This is a genomic window from Kribbella sp. WER1 (assembly GCF_054189145.1).
This window is the reverse complement of the sequence record NZ_CM135186.1, coordinates 4482517-4506593: the sequence shown is the minus strand read 5'-3', so window position 1 is coordinate 4506593 and position 24077 is coordinate 4482517. Positions and strand designations below refer to the sequence as shown.

Annotated in this window: 23 protein-coding genes; 11 read left to right on the top strand and 12 right to left on the bottom strand. The window is 69.7% G+C overall.

The window, feature by feature from the left end:
* From ACXJJ3_RS21715 to ACXJJ3_RS21705, 3 genes are all read right to left on the bottom strand, one after another.
* On the bottom strand, nt 1-1395 hold the full coding sequence (locus ACXJJ3_RS21715) for a ricin-type beta-trefoil lectin domain protein (RefSeq protein ID WP_458163553.1): 1395 nt from the start codon (nt 1393-1395) through the stop codon (nt 1-3).
* Nucleotides 1396-1456: 61 nt separating this feature from the next.
* Nucleotides 1457-3520, bottom strand: a complete 2064-nt coding sequence (locus ACXJJ3_RS21710) for a YhgE/Pip family protein (RefSeq protein ID WP_458163551.1) — start codon at nt 3518-3520, stop codon at nt 1457-1459.
* On the bottom strand, nt 3517-4215 hold the full coding sequence (locus ACXJJ3_RS21705) for a hypothetical protein (RefSeq protein ID WP_458163549.1): 699 nt from the start codon (nt 4213-4215) through the stop codon (nt 3517-3519). The genes ACXJJ3_RS21710 and ACXJJ3_RS21705 overlap by 4 nt, the downstream gene beginning before the upstream one ends.
* A gap of 56 nt (nt 4216-4271) precedes the next feature.
* Between ACXJJ3_RS21705 and ACXJJ3_RS21700 the strand changes: the two genes are divergently transcribed.
* The gene (locus ACXJJ3_RS21700) at nt 4272-4883 is read left to right on the top strand and encodes a TetR/AcrR family transcriptional regulator (protein ID WP_458163547.1); all 612 of its coding nucleotides are present in this window, start codon (nt 4272-4274) and stop codon (nt 4881-4883) included.
* Here ACXJJ3_RS21700 and ACXJJ3_RS21695 read toward each other — a convergent pair.
* Nucleotides 4864-6285 (bottom strand): molybdopterin-dependent oxidoreductase, encoded by a 1422-nt coding sequence (locus tag ACXJJ3_RS21695; RefSeq protein ID WP_458163545.1) that lies wholly within the window; start codon nt 6283-6285, stop codon nt 4864-4866. The genes ACXJJ3_RS21700 and ACXJJ3_RS21695 overlap by 20 nt on opposite strands.
* Before the next feature lie 386 nt (nt 6286-6671).
* The gene (locus ACXJJ3_RS21690; protein ID WP_427887177.1) at nt 6672-7223 is read right to left on the bottom strand and encodes a MarR family winged helix-turn-helix transcriptional regulator; all 552 of its coding nucleotides are present in this window, start codon (nt 7221-7223) and stop codon (nt 6672-6674) included.
* Nucleotides 7224-7419: 196 nt separating this feature from the next.
* Between ACXJJ3_RS21690 and ACXJJ3_RS21685 the strand changes: the two genes are divergently transcribed.
* The 5 genes from ACXJJ3_RS21685 to ACXJJ3_RS21665 all read left to right on the top strand — a co-directional run bounded on the left by ACXJJ3_RS21685 (nt 7420) and on the right by ACXJJ3_RS21665 (nt 12217).
* Nucleotides 7420-8436 (top strand): ABC transporter ATP-binding protein, encoded by a 1017-nt coding sequence (locus ACXJJ3_RS21685; protein ID WP_458163542.1) that lies wholly within the window; start codon nt 7420-7422, stop codon nt 8434-8436.
* Nucleotides 8433-9239, top strand: coding sequence for an ABC transporter permease (locus tag ACXJJ3_RS21680; protein ID WP_458163540.1), 807 nt, complete (start codon nt 8433-8435; stop codon nt 9237-9239). Before ACXJJ3_RS21685 ends, ACXJJ3_RS21680 begins: the two co-directional genes overlap by 4 nt.
* A complete protein-coding gene (locus tag ACXJJ3_RS21675) occupies nt 9232-10041 on the top strand; it encodes an ABC transporter permease (RefSeq protein WP_458163538.1) in 810 nt (269 codons plus the stop codon). The genes ACXJJ3_RS21680 and ACXJJ3_RS21675 overlap by 8 nt, the downstream gene beginning before the upstream one ends.
* Nucleotides 10042-10133: 92 nt before the next feature.
* Nucleotides 10134-10916, top strand: coding sequence for a hypothetical protein (locus ACXJJ3_RS21670; RefSeq protein WP_458163536.1), 783 nt, complete (start codon nt 10134-10136; stop codon nt 10914-10916).
* The gene (locus ACXJJ3_RS21665; RefSeq protein WP_458163534.1) at nt 10916-12217 is read left to right on the top strand and encodes a hypothetical protein; all 1302 of its coding nucleotides are present in this window, start codon (nt 10916-10918) and stop codon (nt 12215-12217) included. Before ACXJJ3_RS21670 ends, ACXJJ3_RS21665 begins: the two co-directional genes overlap by 1 nt.
* A 45-nt stretch (nt 12218-12262) precedes the next feature.
* On the opposite strand, the gene ACXJJ3_RS21660 is transcribed toward ACXJJ3_RS21665, so the two are convergent.
* Entirely contained in the window at nt 12263-12916 is a 654-nt protein-coding gene (locus ACXJJ3_RS21660; protein ID WP_458163532.1) for a GNAT family N-acetyltransferase, read from the bottom strand.
* 56 nt (nt 12917-12972) lie between these two features.
* On the opposite strand from ACXJJ3_RS21660, the gene ACXJJ3_RS21655 reads away from it, so the two are divergent.
* On the top strand, nt 12973-13899 hold the full coding sequence (locus ACXJJ3_RS21655) for a hydroxymethylglutaryl-CoA lyase (RefSeq protein ID WP_458163530.1): 927 nt from the start codon (nt 12973-12975) through the stop codon (nt 13897-13899).
* A gap of 31 nt (nt 13900-13930) precedes the next feature.
* Nucleotides 13931-14770 carry a helix-turn-helix transcriptional regulator gene (locus tag ACXJJ3_RS21650; RefSeq protein ID WP_458163528.1) on the top strand — a complete coding sequence of 280 codons (840 nt, stop codon included), beginning with the start codon at nt 13931-13933 and terminating at the stop codon, nt 14768-14770.
* Nucleotides 14771-14805: 35 nt separating this feature from the next.
* Here the strand turns inward: ACXJJ3_RS21650 and ACXJJ3_RS21645 are convergent, their stop codons facing one another.
* Nucleotides 14806-15501 carry an EcsC family protein gene (locus ACXJJ3_RS21645; protein WP_458163526.1) on the bottom strand — a complete coding sequence of 232 codons (696 nt, stop codon included), beginning with the start codon at nt 15499-15501 and terminating at the stop codon, nt 14806-14808.
* Between the two features lie 217 nt (nt 15502-15718).
* Between ACXJJ3_RS21645 and aat the strand changes: the two genes are divergently transcribed.
* A complete protein-coding gene (gene aat / locus ACXJJ3_RS21640; protein ID WP_458163524.1) occupies nt 15719-16384 on the top strand; it encodes a leucyl/phenylalanyl-tRNA--protein transferase in 666 nt (221 codons plus the stop codon).
* On the opposite strand, the gene ACXJJ3_RS21635 is transcribed toward aat, so the two are convergent.
* Nucleotides 16377-17063 (bottom strand): TetR/AcrR family transcriptional regulator, encoded by a 687-nt coding sequence (locus tag ACXJJ3_RS21635; protein ID WP_458163522.1) that lies wholly within the window; start codon nt 17061-17063, stop codon nt 16377-16379. The genes aat and ACXJJ3_RS21635 overlap by 8 nt on opposite strands.
* Nucleotides 17064-17178: 115 nt before the next feature.
* On the opposite strand from ACXJJ3_RS21635, the gene ACXJJ3_RS21630 reads away from it, so the two are divergent.
* A complete protein-coding gene (locus ACXJJ3_RS21630; RefSeq protein ID WP_458163520.1) occupies nt 17179-17646 on the top strand; it encodes a nitroreductase family deazaflavin-dependent oxidoreductase in 468 nt (155 codons plus the stop codon).
* Here ACXJJ3_RS21630 and ACXJJ3_RS21625 read toward each other — a convergent pair.
* Entirely contained in the window at nt 17643-19430 is a 1788-nt protein-coding gene (locus ACXJJ3_RS21625; RefSeq protein WP_458163518.1) for an ABC transporter ATP-binding protein, read from the bottom strand. The two genes, ACXJJ3_RS21630 and ACXJJ3_RS21625, sit on opposite strands and share 4 nt — an antisense overlap.
* Nucleotides 19417-21213: an ABC transporter ATP-binding protein gene (locus ACXJJ3_RS21620; RefSeq protein ID WP_458163516.1), complete on the bottom strand. Its 1797-nt coding sequence runs from the start codon at nt 21211-21213 to the stop codon at nt 19417-19419. The genes ACXJJ3_RS21625 and ACXJJ3_RS21620 overlap by 14 nt, the downstream gene beginning before the upstream one ends.
* A gap of 65 nt (nt 21214-21278) precedes the next feature.
* Between ACXJJ3_RS21620 and ACXJJ3_RS21615 the strand changes: the two genes are divergently transcribed.
* On the top strand, nt 21279-22337 hold the full coding sequence (locus tag ACXJJ3_RS21615) for an adenosine deaminase (protein WP_458163514.1): 1059 nt from the start codon (nt 21279-21281) through the stop codon (nt 22335-22337).
* Here ACXJJ3_RS21615 and ACXJJ3_RS21610 read toward each other — a convergent pair.
* Together ACXJJ3_RS21610 and ACXJJ3_RS21605 are read right to left on the bottom strand one after the other, a co-directional pair.
* On the bottom strand, nt 22329-23096 hold the full coding sequence (locus tag ACXJJ3_RS21610; RefSeq protein WP_458163512.1) for an ABC transporter permease: 768 nt from the start codon (nt 23094-23096) through the stop codon (nt 22329-22331). The two genes, ACXJJ3_RS21615 and ACXJJ3_RS21610, sit on opposite strands and share 9 nt — an antisense overlap.
* Nucleotides 23093-24067 carry an ATP-binding cassette domain-containing protein gene (locus tag ACXJJ3_RS21605; RefSeq protein WP_458163510.1) on the bottom strand — a complete coding sequence of 325 codons (975 nt, stop codon included), beginning with the start codon at nt 24065-24067 and terminating at the stop codon, nt 23093-23095. The genes ACXJJ3_RS21610 and ACXJJ3_RS21605 overlap by 4 nt, the downstream gene beginning before the upstream one ends.
* Nucleotides 24068-24077: the final 10 nt, after the last annotated feature.

The following is a 24077-nucleotide window of genomic DNA, read 5'->3' as shown; positions in this document are numbered from 1 at the left end:
CTAACGGGTCCACTTCTGGTCGTTCGAGCCGTTGCAGGCGGCTGTGACGACCGCGGAGCCGTTTCCGGTGCCTGTTGCGGTAAGGCAGCGCGCGGGGTCGGCAACGCTCGTCACGGTCTGGTCTGCGTTGAGCTCCCACGCCTGGTTGCTCGCGCCGGTGCAGTTCTCGATCGTTAGGGCGCTACCGGCCGTCATGCACTTGTCGGCGTACACCGTGAGCTGTTTCGCGGCCGTGTAGTTCCAGGACTGGTTGCCACCGTTGTTGCAGTCCCACAGGTCCAGCGACGTACCAGGTGCGGTTGAGAACCCAGGTACGTCGGTGCATCGGCCGCTGGCGACTCCACGCAGCGGCTGGCCCGGCGGGGACGGCGGCAGCGTGTTGGTCGGCTCGTCCTTCAGCAACCGCCAGCCCCACCACAGCTGGTCCAGCCCGCTCCGGCTGTTGACCTTGAGGTCGGCCGGTCCCACCTGCGTCGTCATGGAGTAGGAATCACCAGTACGCAGCCCTGGCCAGTACACGATGCCCATCTTGTTCTCGCGGGCGACCTGGGTGAGCGCAGCGAGGTACGACGTGTACACGTTGCCCTCGTGGTTGCCGTAGTTCAGCCCGATCGTCATCGGCGACCCTGCCTCGTCGATGATCGTCCGCGATCCGTACGACCCGATCCGCGGCCGCAGGTTCGCCAGCCACGCCGCCTCGGTGGTGTCGGACGCCCAGAACCCGTAGAAGTGCAGCGACAGCAGCGTCCCCTGCAGTTCCGGCGCCGCGCCGACCCCGGTCACGTTGTCGTTGTACCCGGTGCCCGAGATGACGATCCGGCTCCGCGGTACGTCGCTGTGCCGGGCGATCCAGGCCGACGTCAGCGAGACCCAGTCGGTCAGCGAGTACCCGAACGGCTCGTTCATCGGCTCGAAGTACACGTGCGGGTTCTTCGCGTACGTCTTGACCACGGTGTCCCACATCGCCGCGTACGCCGCCGGGTCGTCGACCCGCCCGTCCTTGGCGTTGTCGGCCTCCCAGTAGCTGAGGATGACGGTGAACCCGCGGCCGACGGCGGCGTCGATCGCGCCGCGGTACGAGTTCCACCAGGCGGTGCCGACGCTCGACGGGTTGATCGGCAGCCGGACCGTGTTCGCCTTCAGCTCCTTGCGGAACTCGCCGACGATCCCGTCAGCCTTGCGGTACGTCGTCGGGTAGTCGTCCGCCGTACTGAGGCCGGACGGGACGACCGCGTCGTGGGCGTAGTTGTCGCGCGGGTCGGCCCAGTTCACCCCGCGGAACGCGCCGGTGTTGCCGGGCAGCGGAGCCGCCGAGGACGAGGGGACGGTGAGGGCGGTGACGGCGGCGGCGACCGAGAGCGTCGCGGCGGCGAGGCGCCGGGCTGGTGATCTCATGCCGCCGATGTTCACGCAAACATTCCGGCCCGTCAATGCCTCGCCGCCGACTACCGAGCGTCTACAGCACGAGCTCCGGCTGGAGCTTCTTCGCCGGCCAGACCCGCTGCTTGCGGGCCGCCAGGGTGGAAGCGGCCATCGCGACGACGAACCAGGCCGCCAGCGCGAGCAGGTCCCGCCCGAGCGAGGTGCCGGGCCCGCCGTACATCAGATGCCGGACGCCGTCGATCGCGTAGCTCATCGGCAGCGCGTGGTGGAAGAAGTACAGCGGCTCCGGGATCGTCTGCCACGGGAACGTACCGCCCGCGCTGACCAGCTGCACCACCATCAGCACCAGGCCGAGGAACTTCCCGACCGCACCGAACCACGCCGACAGCGCGTGCAGGATCGCGACGAACGTGAACGACGTCAGGATCAGGAACCCGACGGTCAGCCACGGATGCGCGGCGTTGATGCCGAGGCCGAGGACGACGGCCACGAACACCAGCGTCGCCTGCACCGCGCCGAAGAGGGCCGGAGGCAACCAACCGCCGAGCGCCACCCGGAACGGCGACTGCAGCGCGGCCAGCGCCCGCGGCGACAGCGGCCGGACCAGCAGGAACAGGACGTACGCCCCGATCCAGCAGGCGAGGCTGAGGAAGAACGGCGCCAAACCGGCGCCGTAGCTGTCGGCCGTGGCCTGGGAGACGTTCTGCAGCGTCACAGGCGCACCCAGCGTCTCGGCAACCGCCTTACGCTGCTCAGCAGTCGGGTTGGGGATCTGCTTGACGCCGCTCTGCAGCCCAGTGTTCAGCTGGGTCGCACCGGTCTTCAGCTGACCGACGCCGGTCGCAAGACTGTTCACGCCGGTCAGCAGCTGGCCCTGGCCAGTCACGGCCTGCTTTTCACCGGCAGCGAGCTTCGTAGCGCCGGTTTGCAGTGTGCCAAGGCCGGTCTTCAGCTGAGTGGCGCCCGTGTTGAGCTGGTGTGCGCCGCTAGCGGCGGAGCTGATGCCGTTGGTCAGCGCAGGCGTGGCGTCAGCCAGCTGGGACGCGCCGTTCGCCACCTTCCGGGCACCCGTAGCGAGCTGATTGAGCTGCTTGGACGTGGACTGGATCTTCGTGTTCGCCTGGACGACGGGAGTGCGCAGCTTGGCGGTCTCCAGCATGATCACGCGGATCTGGTGCTGGCTGAGGCCCTGCTCCTTCAGCTTCGCGGCAAGCTGGGTGTCGAACGTCTTCAGGTCCTGCACCAGCGTGCCGGACGCGGTCGCCACCTGCTGCCCGACACCGGCGATCTTCTCGTTGCCGTCGGCCACCTGGTCGGCGCCGTCGGCCAGCTGCTTCGTCTGCTTCGGCAGCGACGCGGTCTTGTCCTTCAACGTTCCGAGGCCGCTGTCGAGCTGCGCGGCACCGGTAGCGAGTGACGACGCGCCCTGCGACGCCTGCGTTGCGCCAGCAGCCAGCTGCGTCGCACCGGTCGACAGCTGCTTCTGCGCAGTGTTGAGCTGGGTAGCGCCCGTCTGCAGCTTCGTGACACCTGTCGCGGCGGAGGTCAGCCCGGTCTGCAGTTGGGCAGCTCCTGAGGCCGCAGTACTGATCTGCTTGTGGATGGTGTTGTAGCCGGCCAGCAGCTGCGACGCGGCGGTTTCGCTCACCTGCGACGCCACGGTCTTCGTCACCTGCGCGACGACCTGGTTGGCGATCGTGTGCGCGATGTAGTTGTTGGCGTCGTTCGTCAGCAGCTCCAGCTGCGCCTGCCGCGGCTTGAAGTCCGCGCTGGACGCCAGGTCGCCCGAGAACGACTTCGGCAGCACCAGGGCGAACTCGTACTTCCCGTCGGAGACGCCCTGCGTCGCGTCGGCGCGGTCCACCTGGTGCCAGTCGAAGCTCTTCGACTTCACGAGTTCGTCCGCGACCTGCGGCCCGACGTTGAGCTTCTCGCCGGTCGCCAGCGTCGTACCTTGGTCCTCGACGACGACCGCGGTCGGGATCTTGTTGAGCCGCCCGTACGGGTCGTGGTTCGCGTAGAGGTACAGGCCGCCGTACAGCACCGGCACCAGCAGTAGGGCGACCACGGCCAGCTTGGGCAGCCGACCGGCCGTCAGACGCCGTAACTCACTCAGGGCCATCCGCAGCGCGGTCACGCCTCTGTCTCCTCTTCTTCTTCAATTGCAGCTACAGGCTCAACAGGAGCGATAGGCGCGACTTGCACCGGGTCGGGCTGATCCGTCTCGCCCATCCGGGCGGCCTTGACGTCCAGCAGTCGCGCTGACGCGTCGGCACACGTGATGATCACGCCGTATCCCTCTGCCGCCAGCCCGCGCCCCAGCTGGTACCAGCCGTGCGGATCACCGCCATGTCGATCCGGCATGCACAGAATCACCACCTGTACGTCGGGACGCGCAACGGTGAGCTCCGTGAGCAGCCTGGTCCGTACGGCGACCGGCAGGTGCTCGAACCGCTTGTCGGCGTGCTCGGCGGCGTCATGCTCGTTCAGCCACTCCAGCACCGCCTTACGCCCCGCCTTGCGGCCGGCGATCGCCAGCTCCTCGCCGACGACCGTCTGCACCGGCAGGGCGTCGTCCGGCTCGGTGATGCCGGGCGCGTCGACCACGGCGATCCGGCGGCGCAGCAGCGCGAGGTCGGTCTTGCCGTCGAGCCGGACCGTGCCGGTGTCCGGCTTCAGCCGGCCGGACAGTCCCAGCGCCGCGGCCACGTGCCCCGCGCCCGGGTAACCGGTCAGCAGGACGACCTGATGATCCGCGACCGCCACCGACGTGGCGAGCAGCATCGGTGCGTGCGGGCCACGCACGCTGATCCCGACGGCCTCGAGCTCCATCCTGCATCCCCGTTCGATACGGTTGTGTATTCAATACAGAACTGTATCCTACTCCTATGGAACCTCCCAAGCGCCGACGCTCGAACACGCGGGCCCGTCTTCTCGAAGGCGCCCTCGAGGTGTTCGCCGAGCGCGGGTTCCACGGCGCATCGGTGGAGGACATCTGCGAGCGGGCGGGCTTCACCCGCGGCGCGTTCTACTCGAACTTCGGGTCCAAGGACGAGCTGGTGCTCGCGCTGTTCCAGGCCACCACCGACCGGCTGCTGGAGCAGATCGAGGCGCTGCTACCCGAGCTCGCGACCCAGCCCGGGTCGTTGCTCGACGCCGTCCTCGGACTGCTCGACGAGACCGCGCCGGATCAGCGGCAGTGGCACCTGATCTCGGCCGAGTTCACGCTGCACGCGCTGCGCGACCCCGATGCGGCCGAGGCGCTGAACAAGCAGCGCGCGATGTTCCGCGACAGCCTGACCCGGCTGGTCGAGCAGATCACCGAGACCAGCGGGCTCGAGCTGACCGTCCCGGCGGAGCAGTTCGTCCGGATGGTCATCGCCGTCCACGAAGGCGCCCGGTCGCAGAGCCTGCTCGAGCCCGACGCGGTGCCGGCCGGGTCGTTGGAGCACACGTTCCTGCCGATGGTGCTGGAAGCGGTCAGCCGACCTTCACGCTGACCGTGTGCAGGCCTGTCGCGCCGTTCGGAGCGGGCGGCGCCGACGACTCGACCTGCGGATTGCCCTGCGCGTCGAACGCCCGTACCTGCAGCATGTGCATGCCCTGCGGCGCGTTCCACGTCCAGTGCCACTGCCGCCAGGTGTCCACCGACGGGTCCGCGGCCAGCGTCGCTTGTTGCCACGGGCCCCCATCGACGCGGACCTCGACCTTGGAGACGCCGACGTGCTGGTCCCAGGCGACACCCGCCACGGTCACCGGGCCGGGCGCGACCTTCTTGTTCTGCGGGGTGTCGATCCGCGACGACAGCTTGATCGGCCCGAGCGCCGACCACCCGCGCGGCGTCCAGTACCCCTCGAACTGGTCGAACCGGGTCACCTCGATGTCGACCAGCCACTTCGTCGCCGACACGTAGCCGTACAGCCCGGGTACGACGATCCGCACCGGGAAGCCGTGCTCCACCGGGAGCGGGTCGCCGTTCATCGCGAACGCGAGCATCGCCTGGCGGTCGTCGAGCAGCGTCGGGAGCGGCGTACCGGCGGTGAAACCGTCCTGCGAGGTCGACTTGATCGCGTCCGCGTCCTTCGACGGGCCGGCCTCCTGGAGGAGGTCCTTGAGGACCACGCCCGACCAGAGCGCGTTGCCGATCAGGTCGCCGCCGACCTCGTTGCTCACGCAGGTCAGCGTCACCCACTTGTGGATGACCTGGCGTTTCAGCAGGTCGTCGAACGAGAGGTTGAGCTCGCGGTCGACCATGCCGTGGATCCGCAGCTTCCAGTCCGCGGGCACGATCAGCGGGACCGAGAGGGCGGTGTCGATGCGGTAGAAGTCCGTGTTCGCGGTCGCCCACGCTACGGCGCCGTCCGCCTGGACGCCGGGTGGTGGCGCGAGGGTCGGGGGCTTCGGGAGGCGGAGCTGGTTGCGGGCGTCGGCGACGGCGGCGCGGTTCCCGCCGACGACCTTGCCGAGTACGCCGACCGCGGCCGAGCCGAGCGCGACACCGGCGGACAGTTGCAGGAATCCGCGACGGCTGACGGCGTCGTCCGGGAAGTCCACGAGCGGTTCGAGTCTCCGGCTGAACAGACGGAGGACGAGGAGTGCCGTGATGCCGGCGAGGGCCGACGGGAGGAAGCCGGTCTGACCGGAGTCCGCGCGGGTGAACGCCGCCACCACGGCGACGGCGCCGAGCGCGATCGTGATCAGTGCGCCGGCCCAGTACCGGCGTACCGAGAGGATGCCGCCGACGGCGGCGAGCAGGACGACGACGATCAGGATGCCGACCCGGAGCGCGGTCTTGTCATTCGTCCCGAACCAGGAGATCGCCAGATCCTTCAACCACGGCGGCGTCCGATCGATGAACGCCGATCCGATCGCCACCACCGGCGTCTGCTGCGTCCCCAGCACCGCCGCAACCACTCCACCCACAGCGAGCCCCGCCAAGGCCGCCAGAATCCCACCCAAAGCCCCGCGCCACCACAAACCCCGCCGCCCCACACCGCCGGGACCGCCGGACCTACCACTGTCCCCAGGTCCAACCGGACCACTCGCTCGGCCACCAAGGCCCGCCGGCCCTGCCGGCCCGCTGACACGCGTCGGTCCGCTTGTACGCACGTCGGCACCGCCCTGCCAGCGGGGGCCACGCGTGGGACTGGTCTGGCCGGTTGGCTCGGCGGGCGTGCCGGGTTGGCGCTGGTTCACTTCTCAACAATTGCGCGATGGGGCGCCCGACACCAGTCGGGCGCCCCATCCGTTAGTCGCGGGTAATGCGGTTGGTGAAAATGTGGTGCTGGTCAGATCCGGTCGGGCGTGATCGGCCCAAGACCCGGGCGGCCGTTCGGCCAGCGTCGGGCGTTGTCGCGGACCCGGCGGAGCTTGCCGAGGACGAGGTCGCGGTCGTCCGCCAACTGAGACATCCAGAGGCTGTCGATCTCGAGTAGGTGATCCGGCAGCGCGTCGCGTAGCCGCCGCTTCCCCTCCTCGGTCAGGACGGCGAACGAGCCGCGGGCATCGTCGGGGCACGGCTCCCGGCGAACCAGGCCGAGGTTCTCGGCGCGGTCGACCAGACGGGTGATGCCACCGGTGGTGACGGTCAGTTCCCGGGCAAGGGAGGTGAGACGCTGCTTCTCCCCGTTGCTACGGGCCAGCCGTAGCAACAGTTCGAACATTGCCATTTGCAGTCCACTGCGCTTCAGGGAATGGCGCATCAGGTGATCCAGTTCGGCCGCTGCTTCTCGCAGCAGCCCGTAGGCCGTCAGCACGTCGCTTTCCCATGGTTCGGCAGCGCGAGTGGGTTCTGCATCGGCGAGCGCTAGGGGCGAGCAAAGCGAAGGCGCGATGGTCATGCGCGGACTCTATTAGCTGACCAGTTCACTTCGCTACACGGGGTGACCCTTCGGCTACACATCGACCCAGAACCGCAAACCTCCCGAGCGTAACGGACAACCTGAGCCATATCTGGTCTAGAACGGTGAAATTCGTACTGCGGCGCCGCCGGAACGGTGGCAGGATGACCGGACGCGCTCGCTGGGGAGGGTACGGATGGCAGTGATCGAGGCAATCGACCTGGTCAAGGAGTTCAGCCGGCCCGCGGTGCTCCCGGGTCGTTTGCCGCGCCTGCGAGCCCTGTTCAGCACCAAACGCGACATCACCCGCGCGGTCAACGGCGTGAACTTCGAGGTCGAGCCGGGCGAACTCGTCGGGTACCTCGGCCCGAACGGCGCCGGCAAGTCGACGACGATCAAGATGCTGACCGGGATCCTCACCCCGACGTCCGGCGTCTGCCGGGTCGCCGGGCTGGAGCCGTCCCGCGACCGTGCCCGGAACGCCCGCAACATCGGCGTGGTCTTCGGCCAGCGCACACAGCTCTGGTACGACCTCCCGCTGCGCGACTCGTTCGAAGTACTCGCGGACCTCTACAACTTGGACCGGTCGACCTACCGGAAACGCGTCGGGCTGTTCACCGAACTGCTCGACCTGTCCGACTTCCTGGACACACCGGTGCGCTCGCTGTCGCTCGGCCAGCGGATGCGCGGCGATCTGGTCGCCGCGATGCTGCACGAGCCGTCGATCCTCTTCCTCGACGAGCCGACGGTCGGGCTGGACGTGGTCGCGAAGGCGCGGCTGACCGAGTTCATCGCGGAGACGAACCGGACCGCGGGCACGACGGTGGTGCTGACCACCCACGACATGGACGACGTCGAGCGGCTCTGTCAGCGCATCATCGTGATCGACTCCGGCACGGTCCTGTACGACGGGGACCTGTCGCGGCTGAAGGAACGCTTCATGCCGTACCGGTTCGTCGTCCTCACGCTCGCCGAACGCAGCATCCGCCGGGTCGCGGAGATCCCGTTCGCGACCGAGGTGGACGCCGCCGCGGTCGGCACGGTGCTGCCGTACCCGGACCGCAGCGTCGTACTGCGCTTCGACCCGCGGGAGATCACCACGCCCGAGCTGATCGCGCGGGCGTCGCAGGTCTACCAGGTCGACGAGCTGTCGATCGTGGACCCACGGCTCACCGACGTGATCTCCCAGCTGTACGACGGACTCCTGACGTGAGCACGGCCGAGCAGGTCAGGGCGTTCCGCGGTATGACCCGGGCCGGCACCCGGTCCGTCCTGATCTACCGCGGCGATCTGATCACCGGCGCGGTCACGCTGGTGATCCAGGTCGTGCTGGCGGTCGCGGTCTGGCGGATCGTGTACGGCGACCGCGGTCCGGTCGCCGGTGTGGACGCGCGTACGGCCGTCGCGTACGCGGCGATCGCTGCGTGTCTGCAGTCGGTGCTCCTTCCGTGGCAGTTCTCGTCGTTGCCGATGCGGATCCGCAACGGCCAGATCGCGACCGACCTCACCCGGCCGCTCGGCCTGATGTGGCAGGTCCTCGGCCAGAACTTCGGCGTCCTGCTCGGCCGGCTGCCGCTCGGCGCGATCGGGCTCGCGGGCGCGGGCCTGATCGGCGCCGTGCTGCTGCCCCCGAGCTGGGCTGCGTTCCTCCTCTCGCTGCTGGCGACGGCGATGGGCGTCGTGGTGGCGATGTTGTGCAACCTGATCGTGTCGATGGTGACGTTCTGGACGTTCGAGGTCAGCGGGCCGCTGATCGTGTACCGGTTCGGGAGCGCGTTCCTGTCCGGATCGCTGATCCCGCTGTGGTTCATGCCGGGCTGGTTGCGGTCGTCGGTCGAGTGGCTGCCGTTCCAGGCTCAGGTCTACACGCCGGTGTCGATCTACCTCGGCCGGCTGCGCGGCGGCGAGGCACTGGCCCTGGTCGGCGTGCAGTTGGTGTGGGTCGTCGTACTGGCGTTTCTCCTCGAGCTGGTGTGGCGGCGGGCGCGTCACAAGGTGGTGGTGCAGGGTGGCTGAGCACTCGTGGCTCCGGCACTACGTGATCCTTCAGCGCGCCGCCTTGCGGGCGCAGTTGCAGTACCGGACGAACTTCTGGACGACGCTGATGGGCGGCGTCGCCTTCCAGGGCACGCAGTTGCTGTTCCTCGGTGTCCTCCTCGGTCGGTTCGGTGTGATCGCGGGCTGGGGCTTTCCGGAGATCGCCTTCGTGTTCGCGATGCGGCTGGCATCGCATGCGCTGTACGTGGTGCCGTTCGGGGCCTTGATGCTGACGGACGAGATGGTGCGCGACGGCGAGTTCGACCGGGTCCTGCTGCGACCGGTGAACCCGTTCCTGCAGCTGGTCACCCGGCGGTTCTCGCTGATGGCTCTCGGCGACGCGCTGCTCGGCTTCGGCGCGCTGGTCATCTTCAGCCGGCAAGCACCTGTCGACTGGGACGCGGTCAAGGTCGCCTACCTGCTGCTGGCGGTGGTCGGCGGCAGCCTGATCGAGACCGGCATCGCGACCTTCTTCTGTGGCCTGAGCTTCGTCGCCACCTCCACGTTCTCCCTTCGGATCTTCGCCGACAGCTCGATCACCCAATTCTCCGGATACCCGCTGACAATGTTCGGCCGGCCGGTGTTCTACGCGTTCTGTACTGCGTTCCCGATGGCTTTTATCTCCTTCCTGCCGGCGACCGTCCTCCTGGATCGCACCGCCGAGGTCCCTCTTCCGACCTGGCTGACCACGGCTTCTCCCGTGGCCGGTGCGCTCGTCCTGGCGCTCGGCTACGGCTTCTTTTCCAAGATGATGCCGAGATACACGAGCCCCGGGAGCTGACGATTCGGGCCTGTGGATAACTTCCGCGGCGCCCGGCCGATTTTTGCCACCCTTGATCCAAGAGGTTCTCAACCGGCGGATCGGGGAGTCAGATGAGCGACACCAGCGAGGAGCAGTCACCGTTCGGGCGCGGATTCGTCGCGGCCTGCATCGTGATCGGGGCCGTGGTGCTGTGTGGTGCCTTGCTGATCGTCGGCGGCCGGTCGACCTCCACCGCAGCCCCCGCCCAGCAGGCGGCCGGGACGATCAGCTCCGCGGAGGAGCCCACCGCGCCCGCGCAGCCGGTCGGTTCCGCTCAGCCAGGCGGTTCGGCAACCACGTCGCGACCGCAGCGGTCCGGCGGCTGCGGTCCGGCCGCCGCGGATCAGGCGCTTCCGGGTAAGGCACCGGCCGTCGACAGCTGGGAGGTCAGCAGCCGGATCGTCGTCCCGCGAGCCTCGGCGTACGGTCCGGCCGTGACCGACGGCGACGGGTTCCGCCGGTGCTTCGCGCACTCACCGACCGGCGCCGTCTACGCCGCGTACAGCGCCTACGCGGCGATGGCCGACCAGGAGAAGGTCGTCGCCACCGCCCGCAAGCTCATGGTCCCCGGCCCGGACACCGAGGCGTTGGTCCGGGAGGTCCAGGCCGACCGGACGACCAGCGGCTACAGCGTGCCGCAGCTCGCCGGCTACCGGATCATCGACGCCGGCGCCGACCGCGTGACCCTGATGCTGGCGACGTCCGTCGACACCGCCTACATGAGCCTCACGCTGACGCTCGTCTGGCATGCCGGTGACTGGCACCTGCAGCCACCGGCCCCCGGCGATCCGGTCGGAGCACCGTTCGCCCAGCACCGTGACCTGTCCGACTTCGTTGCCTGGAGTGGTGTCTGATGTGCGGAAAGATGGATCTCGGCTGCTACATCAAGGACGGTTTCCAGTCCGTGGCGACCAGCGCGATGGACCAGCTCCGCGAGCAGGTCTCCAAGAGCGCGCTGAGCACGCTGGACTCGATGACCTTCTGGCTCCAGCCCAAAACCCCGGCGCTCGCCAACGAGCACACCTGGGCGAGCAGCGGCACGGTCGAGTTCCTGCACTCGAGCCTGCTCGGGGTCACGGGAGCCGTGTTCGCGATCGCCATCGTGATCGCCGGCATGCGGATGGCCTGGGAGCAGCGCGCGAAGCCGTTGCAGGACCTGCTGAAGGCGATGCTGACGTTCGTGGTCGTGGCCGGGATGGGGACGGCCACCCTGCAGTTGCTGATCTCGTGGTCGGACTCGTTCTCGGTCGCGATCATCGACAAGGTCGCCCACGACATGTCGCTGGCGGCCTCGTTCGGCGGCCCGGTGGACGGCGACGGCAAGGTGCGGAGCATCGTCGCCGACACCATGCCGGCGGTGCTGGCCATCGTGAGCAGCCTGGCGGTGATCGTCGCCTCGTTGATCCAGATGGTGCTGATGCTGGTGCGGTCGGCGTTGCTGGTGCTGCTCGCCGGAGCGTTCCCGTTGGCCGCCGCCGCGACCAACACCGAGATCGGGCGGAACTGGTTCCGGAAGTTCTGCGGCTGGTCGCTGGCGTTCATCGCCTACAAGCCGGCTGCGGCGCTGGTCTACGCCGCCGCGATGAAGCTCGCTCACGACCATGCCGTCGGCAGCGGCGACGCCGGTGGCAACGGTCTGGTGCCGGCGATGACCGGCATGATGATGTTGCTGCTCGCGATCGCCGCGCTGCCGGCGTTGCTGCGGTTCATGGTGCCGGTCACGGCGGCCGTGGCCGGTGGGGGTTCCGCGATGGGCAGCTCGGTCGCGGATCCGGGCGGTATGGCGACCGGGGCCGTGAGCGTCGGCAGCTCTGCCTCCGGATCGGCCCGCGGAGCCGCGGGCGCGACCGGCAGCTCGGCAGGTGGTGGCGGGGGTGCGACCGGTGCAGCGCTCGCCGGTGGGAAGGCCGCCGGGGCAGCCGCGAGCTCGGCGGGCGTCGGCCTGGCGGCCGCGCGGAAGGCGGCCGGTGGCGTCTCCGGAGCTGCCTCGCACTCGGCCGGCGAGTCCGGCGGCGGTGCCGTCACGCCGTCGTCCGCCAGCGGCCCGATGGCCGGCCGATCGGCCCACCGTGCGTCGCGTCCCAGCCGCAGCCATACCTCGAGTCCAACCGCCCATGAGGCCACCCCGGAGCCCGTCGGTCCCACCGGGGCGTAGCCATGCCAGGCGAGCGGTTTCCCCAGGGTTATCCACAGCTGTGGATCAGTGGTCTTCCTTGACCAGGAGAGCCTCGGAGCCGACGGGTTGGTAGCCCGCGGCGAGGAAGGTGCGGAGGGAGGCGGCGTTGCCGGGCGTGACCTGGGCCCAGATCGAGGCCGTCGGCGGGATCAGTGCGCGGGCGGCTGTCGCGAGGCGTCGGCCGTGGCCCTGCCGACGGGCGTTCGCCGGTACTTCGAGGGCGCACTCCAGGCGGTCCGCCAGGCCGCGGCCGGTCAGGACCAGGCCTTCGTGGGCGTCGACGTACACCCGGACGTCGTCGCGGTAGCGCCAGGCGCGGTCGACGCGGGGGTGGTCGGGGTCGTGGAGTTCGGTCAGGCCGGCGGTGGCTGCGATGCGTTCCGCGGGGTCGGTGAGCGCGGGGGCGAGCAGCATCGCGTCGAGCGAGGTCACCCGGCGGCCGGTGAACTCCTCCAGCGCGGACAGGAACGGCGGGTTCGTCGGCGCGCACAGGTCGCCTTCCGGTACCCGCTCCGCGACCCAGGCCGGGTCGACGTCCGCGGCGATCACGATGTGGCCGGTGAACGCCACCACGCACGACTCCCGCTCCGACGGCGGCGGGACGACCGAGACACCGAGATCCGGGGGCGGGAAGACTCCCCGCTCGGCGGCACGCAGAATGGCAGCAAGAGTTGTCATCAGGAGCATTGTCGCGGAGACCCCGCGGCCCGCTCGACCGCCGAGGAGGCAGCAGGATGCGCGAACCGCAGCTGGTCACGGCCGAAGGACTGCCCGACCGGGTGACGATCTACGAGGTCGGCCCACGGGACGGGTTGCAGAACGAGTCCGCGATCGTCGACGTGGCGGTGAAGGCGGAGTTCATCCGGCGGCTGGTGGACGCCGGGCTGACCACGGTCGAGACGACGAGTTTCGTGCATCCGAAGTGGGTCCCGCAGCTGGCCGACGCGGCCGAGCTCCTCGAGCGGCTCGACCTGCCCGACGGCGTCCGCGCCCCGGTCCTGGTCCCGAACGAGCGCGGCCTCGACCGGGCGCTGGCCGCGGGTGTCCGGGAGATCGCGATCTTCGCGAGCGCGACCGAGACGTTCGCGGCGAAGAACCTGAACTCGACGCTGGACGACCAGTTCACGATGTTCACGCCGACGATCCAGCGGGCGCTCGACGCCGGGCTGACCGTCCGCGGGTATGTGTCGATGTGTTACGGCGACCCGTGGGAGGGCGACGTACCGATCGGCCAGGTTGTGAAGGTCGGCGCGCGGCTCGTCGAGCTTGGGTGCCACGAGCTCTCCCTGGGCGACACGATCGGAGTCGCGACACCAGGGCAGGTGACCGCGCTGGTCCGGGCGTTCGTCGCGGCCGGCGTACCTGTGGACAAACTCGCGGTGCACTTCCACGACACGTACGGGCAGGCGCTCGCGAACACGCTGACCGCGCTCCGCGAAGGCGTCACCACTGTGGACAGCTCCGCCGGTGGCCTCGGCGGGTGCCCGTACGCCGAGAGCGCCACCGGCAACCTCGCTACCGAAGACCTCCTCTGGCAACTCGACGGCCTCGGCATCAAGACCGGTGTCGACCTCGAAAAGCTCGTCACCACGTCCGTCTGGATGGCCGAGCAGTTGGGCAAACCGTCCCCGAGCCGGGTGGTCCAGGCGCTGGCCGGCTGAAAGTGTCGGTGGGGCCCGGGAGACTGGGCGGGTGAGTGCGCAGCGGGTTGAGCTCGGGGAGTTCCTGAAGGCGCGGCGAGCCCGGGTCGCACCGGAGGATGTCGGGCTGCCTGGAGGCGGGCGGCGGCGGACGCCGGGGTTACGACGGGAGGAGCTGGCGCAGCTCGCGGGCGTCGGCGTGACTTGGTACACGTGGCTCGAGCAGGGGCGGCCGATCAACGCCAGCGGGCAGGTGCTGGACGCGGTGGCGTCGACGTTGCGGCTGACGCCGGTGGAGCGCGAGCACCTGTACCGGCTGGCCGAGGCGACGCCGGTGCGGTTGCCGCGGGTGACGGACTGCGCGAGCGAGGCGGTGTTCGAGGAGATCGTCGACGGGCTCGATCCGCTGCCCGCGGTGATCACCAACACCCGGTTCGACATCGTGCGGGCGAACGCGGCGTACCACGATCTGTTCCACGACTGGCATCAACTGCCCTGCATCCACCAGAACCTGCTCTGGTGCATCATCACCGAGCCGTCCGCGCGTGAGCAGTTGCTCAACTACGACACCGAGGTGCCGTACCTGGTCGGCCGGTTGCGGTCGGCGTACGGCGAGCATGTCGGCGATCCGGACTGGGAGACGGACCTCACGCGGCTGCGGTCGATGTGCCCCGAGTTCGAGCTGCTCTGGTCGCGGCACGAGGTGTCGGCCTGTACGTCGCGGCGCCGCCGGCTCGACAACCCGCAGGTCGGCGAGCTGAACCTGATCGTCACCGAGCTTGCCGTCTCCGCGCACCCCGACCTGGTGCTGTTCGTGGAAACCCCCGCCGACGAGGAGACCCGCGCCAAACTCCCGCGCACCCGCCGCACGACTGCAGACCGACCCGCCTGAAGCCGTCACGGCTTGACCGGCGCGCGTCAGGTGGCTTACGGCTCGATCGGGCGGCGGATGCGGCGGATCAGGCTCTTGTCGGCGAACTGGCCGACCCGATACGTCGACCAGCCGTCGACGCCGGCGCCGACCGCGCCGCCGAGGAGCGGGACGCGGCGGGTGACCGTGAGGGCCATCCGCTTGCCGCTGATCCGGCCGATCAGTTCCGCGACGACCTCGCCGGACACCTGGCGGTCGAGCTCGGGGTCGAACACCGGCGCGGTCGCGATCGCCAGCGGTGAGGACACCAGGCTGGACTTCTTCAGCCGCGCGGTCACGCCCTCCTCGCCGAGCAGGCAGGTGATCACCGCGGTCCGCACCCGGGGATCGTCGAGGTCGTAGCCGCGCAGGTGGGCGATCGCCGCCACCATCCGGCACTGCACGACCGCGAGACCGGTCAGGTTGGCGGGCAGTGCGACCGGGAGCGTGACGAGACCGCCGATGCTGGTCGCGAACCCCTGCACGCCGGCCAGCCGGATGTGCTGGTCGATGACCGCGTCGATCGCGTGCGTGACGTCGCCGTCGCAGCGCTCCAGTTTGTGGTCCGCGATCCGCTCCGCGCCCGGGAACCGCTGGTACCCGTCGATAGCGATCTCGAGGATCTGGCGCAACACGCCGCCCGCTGCCGTCGGGGCGAACCGCTGGGCCGCGGGCGCGAGACTACTGGCGACGAACCTGGCTACTCCGGCCACGGTGCTCCTTCCCGCCCGGCCCCACGCGTCAGAACCCGGACGTGCCTCAACTGTACGTGGCTCCCCGCCCCTCGCCACTCGGGAGAACCCCTAGGTGTCCCCTAGTGCGGACGCCAAGGCCATCACAATCGCGGCCGGACGAGTACGCCGCAGCGTGAGAGCGCCGCCACGGAACGGTTGTGATGGCCTGGCGGTCCGCATGGTTCAGGATGGTGTCGTGCCGATCGAACCTGCTCCGACTCAGTGGGAGTTCCCGCCGGTGGCTGTGGCGGGGAGCAGCGATGTGGTTGCGGGCGGTGCGGACCTGGCGCCGGGGACGGTGCTGGCGGCGTACCGGCGGGGGTTGTTCCCGATGCCGGACCATCGTGGCTCGACGTTGTGGTGGTCGCCGGTCGACCGGGGTGTGATCGATGTCGCCGGGTACCAGCCGTCGCGGTCGCTGCGGCGGGCCCGGGGGAAGTTCGAGATCCGGGTGAACACCGCGTTCGACCAGGTGATCCGCGCCTGCGCGGACCCGCGGCGTCCGGGGGCGTGGATCGACCGCGACATCATCGCGTCGTACACCGAGCTGCACCGGCTCGGCTGGGTGCATTCGGTCGAGGCGTGGAACGGCGACCAGTTGGCCGGCGGGCTGTACGGCGTGGCGATCGGCGGGCTGTTCGCGGGCGAGTCGATGTTCCACCACCAGACCGACGGCTCGAAAGCGGCCGTCGCGGGCACGATCGAGCTGCTGCAGGACGAGTACGCCGCCGACCGGGTGTTCGACATCCAGTGGGTGACCGACCACCTCGCCACCCTCGGCGCGGTGTCGATCCCGCGGGAGACCTACGTACGCCGGGTCGCCCGCGCCGTCGGCGTACCGCTGCCGAAGGCTTTCACCTGAGCCCGACGAACGCCGCCATCTGCCGGGCCGTCGACGCGAAGAACTCGTCCGCCGGGTCCATCGACCCGACCAGCTGACCGAACAGCTCGAAGCTGATCATCCCGAACAGCTGCGTCCACACGATCACCGCCCGCACCAGTACCGCCGGCGGCACGCCCGGCGCCAGCGCGACCAGCACCTCCGTCTGCCGCGCCAGCGCTCCGTCGGGCGCCGGAGCATCCTCCGGTACGTCGAGCCGCCCGGCCGCCTGCGCCCGCTGCAGCAACCCGAGCAGCGCCAGCGGCACCCGCGACGCCGGCTCCACCGTGGTCTGCGGCGCCTGGTACCCGCTGATCGGGGAGCCGTAGATCAGCGCGTACTCCTGTGGATAAGTCCGCGCCCAGCCCCGGACGGCGGTGTAGATCGCGAGCCACTCGTCGACCGGTTCGCCACCGCCCACCGCGCCTTCGGCCGCCGCGCCGAGCGAGTTGTACGCGTCGACGATCAGCGCGGTGAGCAGCTCGTCGCGGCTCGCGAAGTACCGGTACAGGGCCGACGACACCATGCCGAGCTCGCGGGAGATCGCCCGCAGCGAGAGCGCCTCCGCGCCGACGGTCGCCAGCTGCTGCCTGGCGACCGTCTTGATCTCGTCGGTCAGCTCGGCCCGGGCACGGTCACGGGCAGTACGTCCGGCGTTCATGGAAGCCAGTGTGCCACAAAACCGAGAGCAGTGCTCTTGACAGTGAGCAGCGATCCGATGTTCACTGATCACAACAGAGAGCACCGCTCTCGCCGAGCGCAAGGGAATCCTCGCCATGACCGAGTACAAGCAGACCTACGACAGCAAGCGCGTGATCACCGCCAACGAGGGCAGCATGCGGGTCTTCAACCGGATCGTCGCGCGGCTGACGAAGCTCGGCGTGAGCCTAATGGGCAGCCGGGTGCTGTCGGTCCAGGGCCGCAAGTCCGGCGAGTGGCGGAGCACGCCGGTCAACCTGCTGACCGTCGACGGCCAGCGGTACCTGGTCGCCCCGCGCGGTCACACCCAGTGGGTGAAGAACCTGCGCGCCAGCGGCACCGGCCGGCTGCAGCTCGGCGGCAAGGTGGAGACGTTCCACGCCGAGGAGCTCGCCGACGCGGACAAGCTGCCGGCGCTGCGGATGTACCTGAAGAAGTGGGCGTGGGAGGTCGGCGCGTTCTTCGAGGGCGACGTCACGAAGAACTCGTCCGACGACGTCCTGCGGCACGTCGCCCCGGGCGTCCCGGTCTTCAAGATCAGCTAGTGGTACGCCGCCGCCTGGATCCGGTACAGCTCGGCGTAGTGCCCGTTGCGGGCCATCAGCTCCTCGTGGGTCCCGGTCTCGACGACGTGAGCGCCGTCCAGGACGACGATCAGGTCGGCCATCCGGACCGTGGAGAACCGGTGCGACACCAGGATCGTGATCCGGCCGTCGGCCCCGCCCCGCGCGGCCTCGGCGTACCGCTCGAAGAGGGCGTGTTCGGTCTCGGCGTCCAGCGCCGCGGTCGGCTCGTCGAGTACCAGCAGCAACGGCCGGTCCCGCATGAACCCGCGGGCCAGCGCCAGCTTCTGCCACTGCCCGAAGCTGATCTCCGCCCCGTCCGGCCAGGTCGCGCCGAGCTGCGTGTCCAGCCCTGACTCCAGCCGCGCGAGCACGTCCTCCGCCCCGGCCCGCCCGACCGCGGTCGTCACCGCCGGTACGTCGTCCAGCCGCGGCAGGTCGCCCAGTCCGACGCTGTGCGCCGCCCGGAACTCGAACCGGAAGAAATCCTGGAACGCGCCCGCGATCTTCGCCCTCCACGCCTCCGCCGGGATCCGGTCCAGCGGTCGGTCGTCGAGGAACACCCGCCCGTCGGCCGGCTCGTACAGCTTGCAGATCAGCTTCACCAGCGTGGACTTGCCCGCACCGTTCTCGCCGACGACCGCGATCACCTTGCCGGCCGGCAGTCGCAGGTCGACGTGCTCCAGCGCCGGGCGATCGGAACCGGCGTACGTGAACGACACGTCCTCCAGCCGGATGCCGTCGACGAGCTGCTCCGGCGCCGGCTGATCCGCGGACTTGTCGAACGACGCCGCGTACTGCTCCAGCCACACGAGCCGCCGCGACCCGTCCAGCCAGATGCCGCGCAGGAACCCGATCTCCCCGACCGTCGCCCCGATGTACGACGACAGCCGCGCACCGGCCGCGAGGATCAGCAGTACGTTGCCGACCGAGCCGTGCAGCCCCACCGCGACGAACAGCACGGCACCGACGTACGCCGCCCCGAACACCGCCCAGGCGATCCCGTGCCACACAGCGCTGGCCCAGCGCGCGGCAGCCATCGGCCGGTACCACTGCTCCCACTCGCGGCGCCGACCCGTGACCAGGTCGGGCCCGATGCCGATCACCCGGACCTCCTTGCCTGGTGCGGGTGTGGTCGCGGTCTTGAACAGGTGCTCCGCCAGCCGGAAGTGGGCGGCGTACTTCTCCTCGACCTGACGCTCGACCCCAGGACGCCAGCTGGAGCTGAGGACGGTCGGCAGCGCGAAGAGCAGGAGCAACGCGAGCGCGGGGTGGATCGAGACGAGCAGCGCGACGGTCACGCCGAGCCGCAGGATCCAGCCGCACGTTGAGAACAGCGACATGTACATGTGGTCCAGCACGAACACCTGCTTGCGGAGCACCGACAGCCGGTCCAGGTAGTCGCGTCGTTCGTGGTGCTCGACCGTGGCGACCGACGCCTGCAGCCGGGCGACATGTGCCTCGAGCATGATCGTCACGCGGTCCCGGAACCGCCGCGAGATCCGCGTCGACAGCGTGCGCAGGAACCAGGTCGCCGTCACCGACAACGCCAGCCCGCCGGCGGCCAGCAACGCCGCGCGCCGGTCGTCGTGCAGTACGCCGTCCGCGAGGATCTTCAGCCACAACGCCAGCAGCGCATCCGGTACGGCAGCCAGCAGCGTCATCGCGAAGGCGGCGACCAGCAGCCACGGCTCGTGCTGGTACCCGAGCTTGCAGAGCCGCCACATCGCGGGGATCGCCTTCGGCAGATCGTCAGAGCGTGTCATAGCTCAGCCCCTCCTCGTCGACCTCGGCCGCGAACCGCTGCGCCTGCAGGTCGAACATCGTCCGGTACCGCCCGCCGAGGGCCATCAGTTCGTCGTGGCTGCCGAGCTCGACGACCCGGCCGTGTTCGAGGACGCAGATCCGGTCGGCGTGCCGGACCGTCGAGAACCGGTGCGAGATCAGGATCGTGGTCACGTCCCGGGTCGCGGTCAGGATCCGGTCGAAGATCGCCGCCTCGCCGCGGACGTCCAGTTGCGCGGTCGGCTCGTCGAGCAGGACGAGCCCGGCCCCTTGCCGTACGGCGCACAACGCCCGGGCCAGCGCGATCCGCTGCCACTGTCCGCCGGACAGGTCGGTACCGTCGCCGTACCCGGTCGCCAGCCGGGTGTCGAGATCGGCCAGGTCCGACGCTCCGGCGTCCGCGAGCGCGGCCCGGATGTCCTCCTCGGGCGCACCGGCCGGCGCGACGTTGTCCCGCAACGGCAACTCGAGCTTGAGGAAGTCCTGGAAGACGGCGGTCACGCGCGTCCGCCAGCCGTCGATGTCGAGGTCGCGCAGGTCCGCGCCGTCGACCCGGATCGTGCCCGCGTCGGGGTCGTACAGGCGGCACAACAGCTTCGCCAGCGTGGTCTTGCCGGCACCGTTCTGCCCGACGACCGCCAGCGAGGAACCGGCCGGGATCGTCAGGTCCAGCCCCTCGAACACCTGCCGCTCGCCCTGTGGATAACCGAACCGCACCCCTCGAAGCACGACCTCCACCGCGCCGCCGCCTGCCGCGCGAGTACCGGCCGGCAGCGATCCGGCCGGAGCCATTGCCGGTTGCAGACGACGTACGGCCGCAACGGGTGCTGCGGCGCCGTCGAGCGCCCAGTTGAGCCCTCCGAAGGCGATCATCCCGACACCGATCGCGACCTGCGCGAACACCACCAGCCGATCCAGCGGCAGGCTCCCGCCGATCGCGGCCGCGCCGAGCGCCCAGAACACCAGGCCGTTGGCCGCCACGATGATCAGCAGACTCCAGATCATTGGCCGCTCCCGCAAGCGCGTCGCGGCATACTGCAGCTCGAACAGCCGCCGGCGCCGCTCGGTGAACCGCTGCACCGTCCAGTCCGCCAGCCCGAACAGCCGCAGCTCCTTCGCCGCGCCCGGCTCGACAGCCAGCTCGTACGCGTACGTCGCGTGCCGCTGCGCCGAGCGGACCTCGGCCGTGTTCCGGTCCTTCCAGACACCGCTCTCCCGGAGCAGCCAATGCGTGGCGACCCATCCGACGACCAGCACGATCGGCGCCCACCAGGTGAACCCGAACAGCACGATCGCCGACGCGAACCCGCCGACCAGCTCCACCAGACTGCCCGCGACGAAGTCGACGTTCAGGTACATCGGAGGCCCGGTCTGCCCGCGGTCGAACTCCCGCGCCACCGTCAGGTCCTCGCTCAGCTCCGGATCCTCCAGATGCCCGATCCCCGGCGGCCCGACACACGCCTTCGCGAGCGCGTCGTTCAGGTACGCCGACACCCGGTTGCCGAGGTTCGCGCTGACCGCCTGATGCACCGGCGTCAGCACCTGCAACAGCACGAACGTCACGCCCATCAAGCTCAACGGAGCGGCCAGCGCGGACCGATGCTGCACCGCGCCGACCAGCCACCCCATCGCGATCGCGAACACCGCAGGCAGTGCACCGCGAGCGATCAGCAGCACCCACCACGCGGTCGCGAGCCCGCGATCGGCCCGCGGCAACACCGCGAAGAACTGCCATTCGGGACGCGCCCGCAGCCGACTCACCATCTCCTCACGATGACACCCGCGACCGACAGAAGTCTTGAACGTTTGCCGGATGGCACTATGGCCGCATGATCACGCCTGAGGACCTGGGTGCGGCGCCGAAGGTGCTGCTGCACGACCACCTGGACGGGGGCCTGCGGCCCGCGACCGTCGTCGAGCTGGCGCGCGAGATCGGGCACGCATTGCCGCGGTCGGACGCCGCCGAGCTGGGGGCGTGGTTCGTGGAGTCGGCGGACTCCGGGTCGTTGGAGCGGTACCTGGAGACGTTCGACCACACGGTCGCGGTGATGCAGACCACCGAGGCGATCAAGCGGGTGGCGAGCGAGTGCGTGCAGGACCTGGCCGCGGACGGCGTCGTGTACGCCGAGATCCGCTACGCGCCGGAGCAGCACCTGCATCGGGGGCTGACGCTCGAGCAGGTCGTCGACGCCGTCCGCGAGGGGTTCGAGCACGGGATGGCCGTCGCCGAGCGGCCGATCGTCGTACGGCAGCTGCTGACCGCGATGCGGCACATGGCGCGGTCGATGGAGATCGCCGAGCTCGCGGTCGCGTACCGGGACGCCGGCGTGGTCGGGTTCGACATCGCCGGCGCCGAGGCGGGCTTCCCGCCCACCCGGCACCTGGACGCGTTCGAGTACCTGCAGCGGGAGAACGCGCACTTCACGATCCACGCCGGCGAGGCGTTCGGGCTGCCGTCGATCTGGCAGGCGATCCAGTGGTGCGGCGCGGACCGGCTCGGGCACGGCGTCCGGATCATCGACGACATCTTCGACGACGGCGACAAGGTCGAGCTCGGGCGGCTCGCGGCGTACGTCCGGGACCGCCGGATCCCGCTGGAGATGTGCCCGAGCTCGAACCTGCAGACCGGTGCGGCCGCGTCGATCGCGGAGCACCCGATCGGGCTGCTCACCGAGCTGCGCTTCCGGGTGACCGTGAACACCGACAACCGGTTGATGAGCGGTACGTCGATGAGCCGCGAGCTCGCCCTGCTCGCGGAGGCGTTCGACTACGACCTCGCCGATCTGCGCTGGTTCGCGATCAACGCGATGAAGTCGGCGTTCCTCCCCTTCGACGAGCGGCTCGCGATCATCAACAACACCATCAAGCCCTGGTACGACTCACACTGATCTCTGATAAGTGCGGAACGCACGCGTGGAAAGCCAACCCACGATGAGGGTGAAAGCCAACAGATAAGCGCAGTGCCGCCAGACTGATGACCAATCCGGTGAGGCGGCCAGGGCTTGGCGGGCGGCGATCGTGGCCCAGTCGACCGGGTTGAAGCGGGCCGCGACGCTCACCCAGTGCGGTGCCACCTTCGGGTCGATCATGATCGACGACATGAACGTCAGCGGCAGCGAGACGAACTGCGAGATCCCGATCAGCGCCTCCTGCTGCCGGGTGAGCAGCGCGACCGCGTTCGACAGCGACCCGAACCCGAGCCCGACCAGCACCGACGCGAGGATCGTGATCAGGTAGCCGCCGATCCCGCCGTCGTACCGGGCGCCCGCGGCGAACCCGATCGCGAACACCAGGATCGTCTGGATCAACGTGGTCGACGCGTTGCTCAGCAGCTGCCCCGCCATCAGCCCGCCACGGCTGATCGGCGACGCGAGCATCCGGTCCATCACGCCGCGCTCCATGTCCTGGACGAACGACGTACCGCTCCAGCCGCTCGTCATCAGCGCCGTCATCATCACGATCCCCGGCGTCAGGAACGCGATGTACGTCGAGTTCCCGAACCCGGGCAGGTGGACGACGCCCTGGAACAGCTGCCCGAACAGCAGCAGCCAGATGGCCGGCTGGATCAACGTGAACGCGATCAACGCCGGCTGCCGGTACGACGCCCGCGTCCAGCGTCCGAGGACGAGTCCCGTATGCGTGATCATGCCGCCGCCTCCGCAACCTTGAAGGACCGGCCGGTGTGCTGCAGGTACACGTCGTCCAGCGACGGCCGCGACACGGTGACCGCGACCACCGGGATCGCGTTGTCCTCCAGGACTCCCAGCACCGCCGGTACGGCGGTCGCCCCGCGGTCCACCCGGGCCCGCAGAGTGTTGCCCTCGACAACGATCTCGCCGACGCCCGGCAACTGCCCGATCAACGCGCGCACCGCCCCGTCGGTGTCCGGCTCGACGAGCTCGACCTGCACCGAGTCGCCGCGCAACGCGGCCTTCAGTGACTCCGGGGTGCCCTCGGCAACGATCTTGCCGTGGTCGACGATGGCCAGCTGCCCGGCCAGCTGATCGGCCTCCTCCAGGTAGTGCGTCGTGAGCAGCACGGTCAGCCCTTCCTGCCCGGACAACCGCAGTACTTCGTTCCACAGATCGGCCCGCGCCTCCGGGTCGAGACCGGTCGTCGGTTCGTCCAGGAAGAGCACGCGGGGCCGGTGGACCAGCCCGAGCGCGACGTCCAGCTTCCGCTGCATGCCGCCGGAGTACGTCTTCACCGTCCGCGATCCGTCCAGGTCGAAGCTGCCGAGCAGTTCGCGGGCCCGCTGGACGGCCTGGGGTCGGGACAGCCCGAAGATGCGGCCGCTGAGGACGAGGTTCTCCAGGCCGGTCGCCATCGGGTCCGAGCTGGACTTCTGCGGGACGTACCCGATCGCGTGCCGGACCTTGTCCTGGTCGCGGTTCACGTCGTACCCGGCGACCCTCGCCGTACCGGAGTCGGCCCGGGACAGCGTCGTGAGGATCTTGACGGTGGTGGACTTGCCGGCGCCGTTCGGCCCGAGCAGGCCGAGGACGACGCCCTCGGGGACGCGCACGGTCAGCCCGTCGAGGGCGCGCAGCGGCGGATTCTTCCGGCCGGCCGGGTACGTCTTGACCAGGTCGACCGCTTCGACGGCATGCGTAGCCATCAGGTGACTC